Raw genomic sequence first — 13,360 nt, forward strand, 5'->3', positions numbered from 1 at the left:
ACAGCCACCCGGCTTGCCCTCAATGGGGCTTGCGGTAAGCGTCGAGAATGCCAGCCACATCGTCACCCAGATTGGCCAGTTCATCCGGTGCCAGATCCCGCTCGGCCATGGCACGGAGCGCAACAATCTGGGCCTGAAGCAGGCGCGCCAAGCGCAGGCAATCGGTACTTTCGACCAGCTCCCCCCGGGCTTTGGCCTGCTCGAGCGCGTCAAAGATCGTCTCCTGGATGGACGCCAGTATGTGGTTGGCCTGCTCGGCGAGTGCTGGGTGGGTGTTGCTCGACTCCAGCAGGGTTTTAACGATCATGCAGGCGCGAGAGGGCTGGGCTTCGCTGCTGGTCCGGGCGATCGCGCGCAGATAGGCTTGCAGGCCGTCCACAACCGAGGGGTGGCGCTGCAGAAAGGTCGAGAGCTCCTGGCTGCCCTGTTCGGCATAAGCCGCCAATGCCTCTGAAAACAATCCGTCTTTACTGCCGAAGGTCGCGTAGATGCTACCCGGACGCATATCCAGTGCCTGTTCAATCTGCTTCATGGAACTGCCGTGGTAGCCCCGTTCCCAGAACAGGGCGATGGCTTTTTGCAAAGCGGTTTGCCGGTCGTATCGGGCGTGTCTGGCCATGGCTGATGACTGTCAGGATCTTTGATTTTGAGTAGTTGCTCAATTATATCTTGAGTGATCGCTCAATAATAGTTAACCTGAAGGTGTTGTTGAACGATCACTCAAATTGGAGATTGTTATGACGGACTTCAAACTGCACGACACCGATTCTGCCCCGGAACAGGCGAAGCCGCTGCTGGAAAACTCCCTGAAGGGTTTCGGCATGATCCCGGGCCTGCATGCCGTGATGGCCGAGGCGCCGACGGTGCTGGACGGCTATCAGAAGCTGCATCAGCTGGTGCTGGACAGCAGTTTCAACAATGACGAAACCACCGTGGTGTGGCAGACCATCAACGTTGAGCATGCCTGCCATTACTGCGTGCCAGCGCACACCGGCATCGCCAAGAGCATGAAGGTCTCGGACGAGATCATCGATGCATTGCGGGACGAGACGCCCCTGCCCAATGACAAACTGGAGGCGCTGAGAACCTTTACGCTGGCGGTCACCCGCAAGCGCGGCAACGTCAATGCCGAGGACCTGAATGCGTTTTACCAGGCGGGCTACGAGCACCGGCACGTACTTGAGGTGATTCTGGTGCTGTCGCAGAAGGTGATGAGCAATTACATCAACCACATTGCCGAGACGCCGGTGGACGAACCTTTCCAGAAGTTCGCCTGGCAGAAGGCCAAGTAAGCGAGCCCGATGGCGACGGGTGCGGAATCAGCCCGCATCCGTTGCCAGGATATTGGCCTGCCTTTCCTGTTTCCGGTTCCGGAGGCGCTTGTCGATGCACTGGTCTTCTGCGTTCAGGATGACCACGCACTCCAGGCACTGTATGCATTCGTCGTAGTCCACCCGGCCGTCCTTCCGGATGGCGTTGATCCCGCAGGCGTTCTTGCAGTGCTGGCAGGGATTGCCGCACAGCTCCACCCGGTCCAGCCAGCTGAACAGCCGAAGCCGGCCGAGCACGGCCAGTCCGGCGCCCAGCGGGCACAGGTAACGGCAGTAGAATTTGTGGATGAACATGCCCACCACCACCAGTCCCACGGCGTAGACCACGAACGGCCAGTATCGGACAAAGAACAGCGTGATGCCGGTTTTGAAGGGCTCGACTTCCGCCAATTGCTCGGCCAGTGTCAGCGAATGGAAGGCGGTGCCGACCAACCCGACCAGGATCGGGTACTTGAGCAGGATCAGCCAGCGATGCCAGCGTTCCGGCACTTTGATCTGGGGGAAGCGCAGTTTCTCACCGAGCCAGGCGGCCATCTCCTGCAGCGCCGCGAACGGGCACAGCCAGCCACAAAATAGCCCACGCCCCCAGATGAACAGCGTAATGAAGGTGTAGGTCCAGAGAATGAACAGGATGGGATCGAGCAGGAACACATCCAGCGAAAAGCCATCCCAGATCGCCAGGAACAGCGTGTAGATGTTAACCACCGAGAGCTGACCCTGGGCGTAGAAACCGATAAAGAACAGCGTGAAGAACAGGAAGCCCCAACGGAACCGGTGGACCAGGGCCGGATACCGGCTCAGGGTCCGCTGTTTCGCGAAGAACACCGTCAGCACGGCCAGCCCGCTGACCAGCAACGAGATTTGCCACCAGCGCTCCTTCCACAGGCCCACCCAGACCGGCGCCCGCGTCTGCTCCGGCAACGGCGCCACCTCGACGGTCTCGAACAGCTCTTCGGGGAACGCGACCGGTACGGCCAGCGTGGTCCGGTCGACCATCAGGTGATTGCGCGCCAGCTCCACGTTCAGCCGGAGCGTCGCCTCGGCGCCGGGGTTGAAACCGGCGTTGCCTCCGACCCGGAACAGGGTCTGTTGGGCAAATTCCGGCATCGAACCGGCCTGTAGCTGGATACTGCCACCGAACATGTTCAGGTCCCGAAGCTCTAGTGACAGGTTGTTCTGCACCATGCCCAGCCGGTCGGGGGCGCTGGCGGGGACAAAGTCCTCGGACAGGTGAGTAAATGGCCCGCGGGACATCACCGCCAGAATCTTGGCGTCTTCCCCCGCCTGCTCCAGCAGTTGGTCATAGCCCTCGTGCCCCAGCAGGTTGCGCCCCACCATGGGCGCATTCACGTAGCCGTAGAACAGCTCGGTAAACGGCTCGCCGGGCCGGGGTTCCGGGTTGCCCGGGTAGTCTGACAGAGGCCGTCCCAGAGCCTGTTCCACCGTGTCCGTGGCCACCTGCCAATGCCGGATGTAGCCGCGATCAATCAGTTCCTGCCAGGTCAGTGGCGTAAAGAAATCCGGCCGCGCGCGGGTCGGGGCCGCCTGGCCGAAGCCCTCGAGTTTGGCGCGGGCAACCTTCAGGGCGGACGACAGCACGGTGTCGTTGACGATCAGCACGGACACCGTGGCCTTACTGACCCCGTCGAAATGGACGATATTGCCCTCCGGGTCCTTGCCGGAGCGACGGGAATTGGATGTGTCGACAAGAATCTGTTCGCGCAGGGAGTGGCCGGCGTACTGGTCAACAAAGTCGAACAGCGGCTGCTCGCCCAGGCCATGGAGGAAGACGGGTTCATGGTGGTCGAGCACCCGGACTCCGGTAAAACGGCCGCGGGCATCCAACCCGACCAGCAGCTGGATCGGTTTGCCGGCAAACCCTTGTAGCCGGCTCAGATCCGCCGATTCGTAGGCATAGCCCAGCAGTTCCTGAAGCTGATACACCGGGTACACGGGGAAATCCGACCGTTTGTCGTCGATCACTGTCGCTTTCGGGAACAGCTCCTGGATCAATGACCGCTTGCTTTCCGACAGCTCCGCACGGGCGCTGGACAGCAAGAACAGGCAGGCCATCAGGAGCGCTAGGCGCCCTGCCATGGGAAACTCCTGGGATTTCTTGTTGTTTGATCCTTCATGCTAGAGCTTTTGAGAGGCTGCTCAATGCGACCTCGGAGCCAGCTCTCTGCTACTTTGTGAGGAGATCGACCGATTTTCCGGCGCCGGACCATAGAGTGAGGAGTGGATGAAAATAGCTGTTTATTGCGGTTCCCGGTCGGGAACCGATCCGCAGTACGCCCAAAAGGCCAGGGAGCTGGGGGAGTTCCTGGGCGCCCAGGGCGTGGACCTGGTGTTCGGCGGCGGCCATGTCGGGTTGATGGGGATCGTGGCCGACTCGGTCATCGAGAGTGGTGGCCGGGTCTATGGCGTGATTCCGGAGCACCTGCGGGACCGCGAACTCGCCCATTCGGGTCTGACCGAGTTGTTCGTGGTCCGGGACATGCACGAGCGCAAGGCGAAGATGGCGGAGTTGGCCGACGGCTTTGTCGCCTTGCCCGGCGGCATCGGGACGCTGGAGGAAATCTTCGAGGCCTGGACCTGGGGCCAGCTCGGCTTCCACCGAAAGCCCTGCGGGCTTTACAACGTGGGTGGCTTCTACGACCCCCTGCTGGCAATGGTGCAGTCCATGAAGACAGCGGGTTTCCTGAAACAGGAATACATCGACATGCTGGTGGTGGCAGACACCCCGGACCAACTCCTGGCAGGATTCCGGCAGTACCAGCCGCCGCACGAAAAGTGGACCTGAAACGAACTGCGGGCACGGCCAAAAGGAACCGTCTGGCATGCAGGAACTGGTGGAAGGCGTCGGAGAAATTGTCTGGGGGCCACTGACCGTCGTATTGCTGGTTGGCACCGGCTTGTATCTGAGCGTGCGCCTGCGTTTTATCCAGTTGCTTCGTCTTGGCCTGTCGCTCCGCATCGTCAGTGGCCGGGATGCGGAAACGTCCATCACCGGCGAACTCAGTCACTTCAGCGCGCTTACCGTGGTCCTATCGGCGGCCATTGGCAACGGCAACATTGCCGGGGTGGCGACCGCCATCGCCCTGGGTGGTCCGGGTGCCATTTTCTGGATGTGGGTAACCGCCATCGTCGGCATGGCGACGGTCTTTGCCAGCACCACCCTGGCCCTCAGGTTCCGCGTCTATGACCCGGAAACCGGCTACGCCGGCGGCCCCATGTACTACATCGAGCGAGGTCTCGGCCCTCGATGGAAACCTCTGGCCCAGTTCTTCGCCCTGTGCGCCATCATTGCCGCCTACGGCACCGGCAATATGGTGGAAGCGAACTCCGTGGCCGATACCCTCGAGTTTTCCCTGCGCGACATCCTTGGCTACGAGAACCGTGCGGCGACGGTGTTCGGGGTCAAGCTCGGTATCGGCCTTCTTTATGGCGCACTGATCTGGCTCGTGATCGTGGGTGGGATCCGTCGCATCGGCAGCGTGGTCTCGCGTCTGGTGCCCCTGATGTTCGTGATCTATGTCGGCAGTGCGCTGGTGGTGCTCGGGCTGAATGCGGACGCGGTGCCGGCCGCCTTTGTCAGCATTCTTTCCGATGCCTTTACCGGGACCGCCGCCACCGGGGGCTTCGCCGGCGCGGCGGTGATGACCACCATTCAATTCGGTGTTGCCCGGGGGGTGTTCAGTAACGAGGCAGGCCTGGGTACAACCCCCATCGCCATGGCGGCAGCCCGGTCCGACGAGCCGGTGCGGGCCGGCCTGGTGGCCATGAACGGCCCGTTGTTCGATACCCTGGTGGTATGCACCATGACCGCGCTCGTCATTATCACCACCGGGGTCTGGACCACCGGGGTGAGCGGCTCTGAACTGACGACCATGGCCTTCAATGCGGCCGTGCCGGATCTGGGCAAGCTGGCGGTCACCCTGTCGCTGTTGTTCTTCTCGTTCTCGAGCGTGGTGGGCTGGAGCTACTACGGCGATCGGGGCACCGGTTATCTGTTCGGTAACCAGCGGATTCGGGTTTACCGGAAACTCTTCTGCCTGTTGCTGCCGCTGGGCGCGGTGATGGATCTGGAACTGATCTGGGGGCTGTGTGACATTGCCAACGGGTTGATGGCCGTGCCAAACCTGATCGCGCTCCTGCTGCTGTCTCCCCTGGTGGTCCGGCTGACGCGGGAATACTTCAAGCGTAAGGCCGCGGCAGCCTGAAACCATCTGCCGCGTGCTCACGTCGGGCCTACGGCCCGATTACTCGGTGTCGCCCCGCGCTTTCTTGAGTTGCTCCAGTTTTTCGTGCAGCAGGGCTTCGAGCTTGATCAGCTGTTCCCGATTCTTTTCGTTGGGTCTGTTGGTGTACAGGCTCACGTAGGTCTGGGTGATCTCGTTCAGGATCGGGTGGAGCTTCTTGTAGTCCTCATCAGCCATACGCTGTTTCCTCCAGTCACAGTAACACCTAGTTACTACTATGGATCATCCTGACCAGTGATCAAGGCTGGGGCGTCAGAGGCGGGTCACTTTCGCCATCAACCGGCGCCAGTCGATCGGCATTCGCTTTTCCAGATCCTGCAGGGCCGGGTCCCGCTCGTGCAACGCCTCGAAAGGTTGCTTGCTGGCGTAGATAACCGTGTTGTTGGTTTTGCTGCGGAACATCAACAGCACCGGAAAGTGTTTCCGGATCTGCCGGAAATAGGGGCCCTCCGGGTCCGGGGTCCGGTGGTAGTTGAGCGTTAACCAGCCCGTGGCACCGAGCACGCGACTGCAGTGATTGATGAACATCCGCTGGGCCTGGGCCGGGCTCATACGGTCGGCGTTGTAGAGGTCGGCCAGGATCATGTCGGTGCTGGCGTCGGGCAGTCGTTCCAGCACGTCGCGGGCATCGCCGATGGATACGGTCAGCCGGCTGCTTTGGGGCAGGTCGAAAAAGCCCCGGGATACGTCCAGCACGGCCTGACGTAGCTCGATGGCGTGGATCTGGCAGTCCGGATACAGATGGTGGAACGCGCTTGCCATCACCCCGCCGCCCAATCCCAGAATCGTGACGTGGCCGGGTGATGCGAACGCCGATGGCAGCATCATCGCCCGATTGTACTCGTGCACCGGCACATGGGGACGGCGCCGGTCGATCTTGCTCTGCTCAAAAACGGAGTTGAACGTCAGGACCCGGTGCTTGCGGTAGTCGATCACCAGGATACTGCCGAGGGTATCCCGGACGTGGTGAATGATTTCTCCCTTTTTGAGCATCGACCGGTCACCGATTCAGTTTGGCGATCGCGTCCTGGGCTCCGGCGGCGCGGGCGTGGCCCAATGCCGTAACACCGTCGGCATCGGTGGCCTCGGGGTTGGCGCCTTTTTCCAGCAGCAGTTGAACGGTTTCAGGGTGATTGCCGGCGGCTGCCAGCATCAACAGGGTTTCCCCCTTGCTGGTGCGCAGATCCACGGGCACGCCGGCGTCCAATAACGGCACCAGCAGACCCGCAGCGCCCTTGCGGGCCAGCTCGAACAGGCCTTGGGCAAAGGCAATGGCGTCTTCGTCCATCTGGTTTTCTGGCGGCCCTGGCTGGCCGGATTGCTGGTCGCTCATGGCGGTTTCCTGGTTGGTGAGTGAGCCTGTTTGTGTGGCCGGGCGTAAGGATTATGGCAGTCTGGTAATCTGGACAGACCTGCAACACCCTTGCTAAAACCCTTGTATCACAGATCGGGTCTGTTCCAGACACCATGACTGAGATATAAGCCAACGATCAACAGGAGGCAACGCCGTGAAACTAGAGGTTCGAGGCATCGAGGAGGGCCAGCCGGTCCCGGAAACGTTCGCGTTTGGCGTCTACAGTGAAGAAGATCATATGAGTTTCGGGCCCAATCGCAACCCGGAAACCGTTTGGGAGGGGGCGCCCGACGGCACCAAGAGCTTTGTGGTCATGATGTTCGATCCGGATGTGCCCAGTGTCGCGGACGATGTGAATCAGGAAGGCAAGACCGTGTCGAAAGACCTGCCCCGGGTGGATTTCTTTCACTGGCTGCTGGTGGATGTGCCTGCGAACATCAGCCGCATCCCCGAGGGTGAGGACAGCGACGGCGTTATTCCCAAGGGCAAGGAGCCCGGCCCCGGCCCCATTGGCATCCGCGGGGTGAACAATTACACCCAGTTTCTGGCCGGCAACCCCGACATGGCGGGCACCTATGGCGGTTACGACGGACCTTGCCCACCGTGGAACGATGAGATTATTCACCACTACCACTACGAGGTGCATGCGCTGGATGTCGAGAGTCTCGGCCTCAGCGGTGAATTTGATGGCAATGATGTCCGGGAGGCCATGGCCGGCCACATATTGGCCAGCGCCCGGGTAACGGGGACCTATACCCTGAATCCGGCGCTCCGCTGAGACGTCCCTTCAAGACGGCCCCGGCACATCACGGGAACCGGCGCAGGCCGGTTTTCCCCCTGCTGGCTCTCCTGACCCCACCACCATTCCCCGTTGCTGTTCGCCGGCCCTCGCCCGAGCTCAGTCAGGTGTCCTCGGCGATCAGCGCTTCGACGCTCGTGACTTCACCGGGCTTGTCCGGTGCGTACCCCGTCAACGGGAGGTTCACTCCGGTCATGGAAATGTCGCAGCGCTGTCACTGTGCCGTCATTCGGATCTGGGATCGTGCGGTTATCCGGGCAGACCGAGGGCAGGAGACACCATGCGATACTACCGGAGCGTTTTCATTTCCGATGTGCACCTGGGCACCGCCGACTGTCAGGCAGCCTACCTGCTCGACTTCCTCAACAGTGTGCACTGTGAAACCCTTTACCTGGTTGGCGATATCATCGATCTGATTGCCATGCAGAAGCGGGTCCACCTGCCTCCCGAGCACCATGCCATCGTCCAGCGACTGATGGATATCGCCGCTGGCGACACCCGGGTTGTCTACATTCCCGGCAATCACGATGAGTTCTTCCGCAAATTCTGTGGCCAGACCGTGGCCGGGATCGAACTCAAGACCAAGGTTGTGCACAGCACGGCAGACGGCCGCCGGTTCATGGTCTGCCACGGCGACCAGTTTGACCAGGTGGTTCGGTGCAGCCCCCTGATGCTGCTGGTGGGCGATCGCGCCCACGGCATACTGCTTCGCTTCAATCGCTGGTTCAACGCCTGGCGCCGACTCCGGGGCAAGCCCTACTGGTCCCTGGCGGCCTGGGTGAAGAGCCGCATCGGAAAGGCGCGCACCTTCATCCGCCGGTTCGAACTTGCGGCGCTGACCGTGGCGGAAAAAGGCCACTACGATGGCTTCATCGGTGGGCACATCCACTCGGCGGGCTTCCTGCGAAGCGAGGACGGCCTTTACTGCAACGACGGGGACTGGGTGGAGCACTGCACCGCGCTGGTGGAGCAGGCATCCGGACGGCTGGAGCTACTGCACTGGTCGGAGGCACCGATGATTCTGACTTCGGAGCCGGATGCGCCGCACCCGGATGTGACTGGGAACGCGCGACCGACGCTTGACCCGGTGCCGGCCGCTTTCGTGGAACAGGCCAATAGCCTGGTCAGTTAACGCCTGTCTTCTCCCGAGGGTTGTTGAAGGCAAGCTGGGTTGTTTTGACATCTGAGGTCCTCATCGCTTACACCTTCGGCGTGGGCTAGACCGCCGATTGCGAAAGCAAGCAAGAGTCCGGTGAGCGCCAGGATCTTCATGTCTACGTCCTCCATCTTCCAGACTGCCACCCTCCTCGGAGTCCGCCCGGACAAGGGGAAATGGGTGGCAAGTAGAACTTGGACAACTGAACAGGAGATGGGTTGCGCATTCATTCATTAATTCATGCATTATTTATTGCTTCCCCGGACCTGCCTGACGGGTAGAATGCCCCAATGAATCGTTCACACTGGGTATTTCGTCTCTCCTTTCTGGCCATTGTCGCGCTGGTGATGGCGGCTACCTGGCTGGTACTTCGCCAACTGGGGATGCCGGCCAGTCTGTCGCCCGCCGCCATCTCCGACTGGCTCAACCAGCAAGGCATGTCCGGGCCGCTGTTGCTGATGCTGATGATGATCCTCGGGGTGGTTGTCGGGCCGATTCCAACCTTGCCGATCAGTGCGGCCTCGGGCCTTGCCTTTGGCATGTTCGAGGGCACGGCGATTGCCGTGGCAGGCGCTCTGATGGGTGCTATGATCGCCTTCTACCTGGCCCGGGTGCTCGGCCGCGAGGTGGTCCAGCGCAAGCTTGAGGACAATCCGGTGTTCTCCGTGAACGGTTCCCAGCGGTTTCTGTTCATTGCGGTACTGCTCACCCGGTTAATCCCGCTGTTCTCATTTGCCCTGATCAGCTACGCCGCGGGGGTCACGGCAATTCGGGCGTGGCGATTCGCCCTGGCCTCAGTGGTCGGTATGTTACCGATGACCTTTGTCTTCGCCGGGCTCGGGCACAGCTTTGAACTCAATCCGCTGCTGACCGTTGTGGCCGCCGTGGTGATCCTGGTAATCATGAGCACCCTGCCCTGGTACCTGAGTCGCAGGCCCCATTCCCGCATTGCACGTTGGCTGCATCTTAGCGCCTGACTCCGCGGCGGGCGGGCATCAGGCCTGGTGGGTGGCCAGGATTTTCTGCAGGAAATCCCGGGTGCGGGGGTCCTTCGGGTGGTAGAAGATTTCGCTCGGCGGCCCCTGCTCCACGATCCGGCCGCCATCGATAAAGATGACCCGGTCGGCCACATCCCGGGCGAAGGACATTTCGTGAGTGACCAGCAACATGGTCTGACGTTCCCTGGCCAGCTGTTTCATCAGCGACAGCACTTCGTCCACCCATTCCGGATCGAGTGAGGAGGTGGGTTCGTCAAACAGGATCACTTCGGCACCGGCGGCCATGGCCCGGCCAATGCCCACACGCTGTTGCTGACCGCCGGACATGGACGCCGGGTAGGCATCGGCCTTGTCTTCGAGGCCAATGCGCCGGAGGATTTCCCGGGCCCGTTCATGGGCCTTGGCCTTCGGCCAGCGATCCACGACCAGCAGTCGCTCGGCAATGTTCTCCAGCGCCGTCTTGTTGGCAAACAGGGCGTAGTTCTGGAAGACAAAGGCGGTCTGCCGGCGCAATTCCAGAATGTCGGCTTTACGGGCCCGGTTCACATCCACCGTCAGGTCGCCCACGGTGATCTCGCCGGCGGTGGGCTGCTCGAGAAAGTTCACGCAACGGAGCAGCGTGGACTTACCGGTGCCGGATGGCCCGATAACAACCACGATCTCGCCTTTTTCGATGGTGAGGTCAATGCCGTCGAGGACCACGGCCTCGCCAAACTGCTTGCGCAGTCCCTTGAGTTCAATCATCGGCTGTAGGCCTTGTTCAGTCGGGTTTCCAGGTTGCCCTGCAGCCAGGACAGCATCTCGACCACGATCCAGTACATGACCGCCGCGACTATGAACGCCTCGAAGTAGAGGAAGCTGCCGGAGGCCTCTTTCTGGGTGGCCCCCATCAGCTCGGTAACGCCGAGGGTGAAAGCCAGCGAGGTTGCCTTGATCATGTCGATGAAGTAGTTCATCAGGGTGGGCAGGGCCACCCGCGTGGCCTGGGGCAAAATGATTCGCCGCATCAGCTGGCTGTTGGTCATGCCGATCGACAGGGCCGCTTCGGTCTGGCTGCGATCGACGCCGACAATGGCGGCGCGAATGGATTCGGCCATGTACGCCGAGAAGTGCATGGTCAGGCCCATGATGGTGGCGGTGATGCCGTCGATCACGGTCAGCGCACTGAACAGCTGGGGCAGCCCGTAGTAGAACAGGAACAGCTGGACCAGCAGCGGCGTGCCCCGGAAAAACGAAATGAACACGATGGTGAACGGATTCAGCACGGGAATCCGCAGTACCCGGATGACCGCAAACAGGCACGCCAGGATCAGCGCCAGGACCATGCCCAGAGACGCCAGCTGCAGGGTCAGGGGCAGGTACCCCAGTAATACGGGGACCAGCCCCAGCATGTAGTCGACGTCAAGCGCGCCCATAATGCGGTTCCTGTGTTGTTATGGGGCGGTGATGTCGGTGCCGAACCATTCCTCGGAAATCTCGCGCAACGTGCCCTTCTCGCGCAACGCACTCAGGGCCGCATTGACTTCATCACGCAGCGCACGGCCTTCCTCGGTGTCCTTGAACGGGTACGCATTGGTGATCTGGGAGAAGGTGGGGCCGGCCAGTTCCAGCGGCAGCGGCTTCTCCTTGATGATCTGGCTGGCACTGACCCGGTCCATCACGAAGGCATCCACGCGCCCGAGGGCGGTGTCACGCTCGATATTGCTGTCGTACGTCTTGATGTCGATTTCATCGGCGTAGGGCAGGTTACGCAGCAGCGCCTCGAAATTGGAACCGAGGTTCACCGCCACGGTTTTGCCCTTCAGGTCCTCGACGCCCTCGATCTCGGTATTGCCGGCCTTGGTGACCACCTGGGCGCCGTCGTAGACGTACGGCTCGCTGAAGATGTACGCCTTCTGGCGCTCCTCGGTGATGGTGATCTGGTTGGCCACGGTATCAATCCGCCCCGCGCCGAGCATGCCGAACAGGCCAGAGAAGGCGGCGGTCTGGTACTCGACCTCACGCCCCATCTCCTGCGCCACAGCGTTCATGACGTCGACCTCGAAGCCTTTCAGGGTGTCCTGCTCGACAAAGGTGAACGGGAAGTACTGGCCCGACATGCCGACCCGGATTTTTCCGTCCTGGGCCAAAAGCGGCGTCGCGACCAGAGACAATACTAACAGTGTGGTTGCTAACAGGGTTTTCATGGTCATGTCCTTTCGGGTTGATGACTTTGGGAGCGGGAATCAGAAATTACCGCCAGTTTAACAACCTTGGCGCGCGCATCCGATACGGGCTTTCCTTGAGGGCGAGTGCCACCGACACCGGGTCTGCGCGCAAGGGTGGTATCAGTCCTTTCGCTCGGGCCTGGCCCCCAATGCCTCGGAAATCCGCTGATTGATGCGATCGATGACCGCCGCCTCCACGTGCGAGGCGGTGTGCCGTCGCATCAGCTCGGTGCTGGTGCGTAAGTTGCCGATGAACGACCGGCAGGGCCTGCACATCATCAGGTGCATTTTTACGGACAGGTTCCGGCCCGTGGTTAATTCCCCGTCGATGTAGTCGCTGGCAATGCCCGCCAGCTCGCGGCACATTAACATTGGCCCGTCTCCTGGAACGTTTCCACCATCAGAAAAATTTTCTGCCGGGCGCGGTGAAGCATCACCCGCAGGTTAGACGCGCTGACGTCCAGAATGTTACAGACGTCGTCGGATCTGTGCTGGTGAGCTTCATACAGGATCAACGCCGAGCGCTGGGTTTCCGGCAAATGGGCGAGGTGCTTGTCGAGGCAGTTGCTCAGGGCCTCGTTCTCCAACAGGGCTTCAGCGGATGCGTCGAAACGCAGTTTCGGGGGAGTGGCCCAACGGCCGGAGGCGTCGAAGCGGCTGGCCAGTTCCGGATCGAGTCGCTCGGAAAAATCGGTCGGGATCTCCCGGTGGGTGCTGCGCAGCCTGTTCTTGCAGCGATTGGCCACGATGCGGTGCAGCCAGGTTTTCAGACCGGAGCGGCCCTCAAATTTCTGGATGGCATCGATCACGGTGACCCAACAATCCTGGACGATGTCTTCGGCACTGCCCGTGTCCAGGTAATAGCGGGCCACCGCAAGCATGCCGGGGCTGAACTGTGAGACGGCCTGGGCGTACGCCGATGAATCACCGCGTTTCAGGGCTTCAACCAGGCGGCGCTCGTCAAGGTCTGTTTGTTGAATCACGCGTACCTACTCTTTGAGTCGAGGGTCTAGCCGTTGGTCAGCGTAGCGGTGGCGCGGTTCCCTGACCCCATCTGAAATCGGAAGTTTGTCTGCAAGTTTAGGACATGTTTGGGGTTTTTGACGGGATTGTTATCAATTCGTGACCTCTTCGGGTAGAAAACCACGTACCCTTCGACAAGGAAGCTGGCGTATAGATCGACAATGTTCCACGGCATCTGTAACAACGCCAGGATTACCGAGTCAGTGATACAACGAATCAATAATGCGGGA

General features: G+C 61.0%; 16 protein-coding genes. 6 read left to right on the top strand and 10 right to left on the bottom strand.

The window, feature by feature from the left end:
- Positions 1 to 19 precede the first annotated feature (19 nt).
- The gene (locus KXD86_RS11930; RefSeq protein WP_218636230.1) at positions 20 to 619 is read right to left on the bottom strand and encodes a TetR/AcrR family transcriptional regulator; all 600 of its coding nucleotides are present in this window, start codon (positions 617 to 619) and stop codon (positions 20 to 22) included.
- A gap of 118 nt (positions 620 to 737) precedes the next feature.
- Between KXD86_RS11930 and KXD86_RS11935 the strand changes: the two genes are divergently transcribed.
- Positions 738 to 1,292, top strand: coding sequence for a carboxymuconolactone decarboxylase family protein (locus tag KXD86_RS11935; RefSeq protein WP_218636231.1), 555 nt, complete (start codon positions 738 to 740; stop codon positions 1,290 to 1,292).
- 27 nt (positions 1,293 to 1,319) lie between these two features.
- On the opposite strand, the gene KXD86_RS11940 is transcribed toward KXD86_RS11935, so the two are convergent.
- Positions 1,320 to 3,428 carry a 4Fe-4S binding protein gene (locus KXD86_RS11940; RefSeq protein WP_218636232.1) on the bottom strand — a complete coding sequence of 703 codons (2,109 nt, stop codon included), beginning with the start codon at positions 3,426 to 3,428 and terminating at the stop codon, positions 1,320 to 1,322.
- Positions 3,429 to 3,573: 145 nt separating this feature from the next.
- On the opposite strand from KXD86_RS11940, the gene KXD86_RS11945 reads away from it, so the two are divergent.
- Both KXD86_RS11945 and KXD86_RS11950 read left to right on the top strand, forming a co-directional pair.
- The gene (locus KXD86_RS11945; RefSeq protein ID WP_218636233.1) at positions 3,574 to 4,134 is read left to right on the top strand and encodes an LOG family protein; all 561 of its coding nucleotides are present in this window, start codon (positions 3,574 to 3,576) and stop codon (positions 4,132 to 4,134) included.
- Between the two features lie 37 nt (positions 4,135 to 4,171).
- On the top strand, positions 4,172 to 5,554 hold the full coding sequence (locus tag KXD86_RS11950) for an alanine/glycine:cation symporter family protein (protein WP_218636234.1): 1,383 nt from the start codon (positions 4,172 to 4,174) through the stop codon (positions 5,552 to 5,554).
- Between the two features lie 39 nt (positions 5,555 to 5,593).
- Here the strand turns inward: KXD86_RS11950 and KXD86_RS11955 are convergent, their stop codons facing one another.
- The 3 genes from KXD86_RS11955 to KXD86_RS11965 form a co-directional block, all read right to left on the bottom strand.
- Positions 5,594 to 5,770, bottom strand: coding sequence for a hypothetical protein (locus tag KXD86_RS11955; RefSeq protein ID WP_218636235.1), 177 nt, complete (start codon positions 5,768 to 5,770; stop codon positions 5,594 to 5,596).
- Positions 5,771 to 5,845: 75 nt separating this feature from the next.
- Positions 5,846 to 6,586 (bottom strand): spermidine synthase, encoded by a 741-nt coding sequence (locus KXD86_RS11960; RefSeq protein WP_218636236.1) that lies wholly within the window; start codon positions 6,584 to 6,586, stop codon positions 5,846 to 5,848.
- Positions 6,587 to 6,593: 7 nt separating this feature from the next.
- Positions 6,594 to 6,926 (bottom strand): ankyrin repeat domain-containing protein, encoded by a 333-nt coding sequence (locus KXD86_RS11965; RefSeq protein ID WP_218636237.1) that lies wholly within the window; start codon positions 6,924 to 6,926, stop codon positions 6,594 to 6,596.
- Positions 6,927 to 7,101: 175 nt separating this feature from the next.
- Here KXD86_RS11965 and KXD86_RS11970 point away from each other — a divergent pair, with 175 nt between their 5' ends.
- The 3 genes from KXD86_RS11970 to KXD86_RS11980 all read left to right on the top strand — a co-directional run bounded on the left by KXD86_RS11970 (position 7,102) and on the right by KXD86_RS11980 (position 9,879).
- Complete coding sequence (locus KXD86_RS11970; RefSeq protein ID WP_218636238.1) at positions 7,102 to 7,725, top strand: YbhB/YbcL family Raf kinase inhibitor-like protein; 624 nt, start codon at positions 7,102 to 7,104, stop codon at positions 7,723 to 7,725.
- A 301-nt stretch (positions 7,726 to 8,026) separates the two neighbouring features.
- The gene (locus KXD86_RS11975) at positions 8,027 to 8,878 is read left to right on the top strand and encodes a UDP-2,3-diacylglucosamine diphosphatase (RefSeq protein ID WP_218636239.1); all 852 of its coding nucleotides are present in this window, start codon (positions 8,027 to 8,029) and stop codon (positions 8,876 to 8,878) included.
- A 314-nt stretch (positions 8,879 to 9,192) separates the two neighbouring features.
- A complete protein-coding gene (locus KXD86_RS11980; RefSeq protein WP_218636240.1) occupies positions 9,193 to 9,879 on the top strand; it encodes a TVP38/TMEM64 family protein in 687 nt (228 codons plus the stop codon).
- Positions 9,880 to 9,897: 18 nt separating this feature from the next.
- On the opposite strand, the gene KXD86_RS11985 is transcribed toward KXD86_RS11980, so the two are convergent.
- From KXD86_RS11985 to KXD86_RS12005, 5 genes are all read right to left on the bottom strand, one after another.
- A complete protein-coding gene (locus tag KXD86_RS11985) occupies positions 9,898 to 10,644 on the bottom strand; it encodes an amino acid ABC transporter ATP-binding protein (protein WP_218636241.1) in 747 nt (248 codons plus the stop codon).
- Positions 10,641 to 11,315, bottom strand: coding sequence for an amino acid ABC transporter permease (locus KXD86_RS11990; RefSeq protein ID WP_218636242.1), 675 nt, complete (start codon positions 11,313 to 11,315; stop codon positions 10,641 to 10,643). Before KXD86_RS11990 ends, KXD86_RS11985 begins: the two co-directional genes overlap by 4 nt.
- Positions 11,316 to 11,333: 18 nt before the next feature.
- The gene (locus KXD86_RS11995; RefSeq protein ID WP_218636243.1) at positions 11,334 to 12,086 is read right to left on the bottom strand and encodes an amino acid ABC transporter substrate-binding protein; all 753 of its coding nucleotides are present in this window, start codon (positions 12,084 to 12,086) and stop codon (positions 11,334 to 11,336) included.
- A gap of 141 nt (positions 12,087 to 12,227) precedes the next feature.
- Positions 12,228 to 12,479 carry a zf-HC2 domain-containing protein gene (locus KXD86_RS12000; RefSeq protein ID WP_218636244.1) on the bottom strand — a complete coding sequence of 84 codons (252 nt, stop codon included), beginning with the start codon at positions 12,477 to 12,479 and terminating at the stop codon, positions 12,228 to 12,230.
- On the bottom strand, positions 12,473 to 13,090 hold the full coding sequence (locus KXD86_RS12005; RefSeq protein ID WP_312846285.1) for an RNA polymerase sigma factor: 618 nt from the start codon (positions 13,088 to 13,090) through the stop codon (positions 12,473 to 12,475). Before KXD86_RS12005 ends, KXD86_RS12000 begins: the two co-directional genes overlap by 7 nt.
- Between the last annotated feature and the right edge of the window lie 270 nt (positions 13,091 to 13,360).

It is taken from the genome of Marinobacter arenosus (assembly GCF_019264345.1).
Classification (GTDB): domain Bacteria; phylum Pseudomonadota; class Gammaproteobacteria; order Pseudomonadales; family Oleiphilaceae; genus Marinobacter; species Marinobacter arenosus.

Excerpts from the sequence above, each read along its gene's own strand:
- KXD86_RS11930 (WP_218636230.1), bottom strand. The coding sequence starts at position 619 with ATGGCCAGACACGCCCGATACGACCGGCAAACCGCTTTGCAAAAAGCC.
- KXD86_RS11935 (WP_218636231.1), top strand. The coding sequence starts at position 738 with ATGACGGACTTCAAACTGCACGACACCGATTCTGCCCCGGAACAGGCG.
- KXD86_RS11940 (WP_218636232.1), bottom strand. The coding sequence starts at position 3,428 with ATGGCAGGGCGCCTAGCGCTCCTGATGGCCTGCCTGTTCTTGCTGTCC.
- KXD86_RS11945 (WP_218636233.1), top strand. The coding sequence starts at position 3,574 with ATGAAAATAGCTGTTTATTGCGGTTCCCGGTCGGGAACCGATCCGCAG.
- KXD86_RS11950 (WP_218636234.1), top strand. The coding sequence starts at position 4,172 with ATGCAGGAACTGGTGGAAGGCGTCGGAGAAATTGTCTGGGGGCCACTG.
- KXD86_RS11955 (WP_218636235.1), bottom strand. The coding sequence starts at position 5,770 with ATGGCTGATGAGGACTACAAGAAGCTCCACCCGATCCTGAACGAGATC.
- KXD86_RS11960 (WP_218636236.1), bottom strand. The coding sequence starts at position 6,586 with ATGCTCAAAAAGGGAGAAATCATTCACCACGTCCGGGATACCCTCGGC.
- KXD86_RS11965 (WP_218636237.1), bottom strand. The coding sequence starts at position 6,926 with ATGAGCGACCAGCAATCCGGCCAGCCAGGGCCGCCAGAAAACCAGATG.
- KXD86_RS11975 (WP_218636239.1), top strand. The coding sequence starts at position 8,027 with ATGCGATACTACCGGAGCGTTTTCATTTCCGATGTGCACCTGGGCACC.
- KXD86_RS11980 (WP_218636240.1), top strand. The coding sequence starts at position 9,193 with ATGAATCGTTCACACTGGGTATTTCGTCTCTCCTTTCTGGCCATTGTC.
- KXD86_RS11985 (WP_218636241.1), bottom strand. The coding sequence starts at position 10,644 with ATGATTGAACTCAAGGGACTGCGCAAGCAGTTTGGCGAGGCCGTGGTC.
- KXD86_RS11990 (WP_218636242.1), bottom strand. The coding sequence starts at position 11,315 with ATGGGCGCGCTTGACGTCGACTACATGCTGGGGCTGGTCCCCGTATTA.
- KXD86_RS11995 (WP_218636243.1), bottom strand. The coding sequence starts at position 12,086 with ATGAAAACCCTGTTAGCAACCACACTGTTAGTATTGTCTCTGGTCGCG.
- KXD86_RS12000 (WP_218636244.1), bottom strand. The coding sequence starts at position 12,479 with ATGTTAATGTGCCGCGAGCTGGCGGGCATTGCCAGCGACTACATCGAC.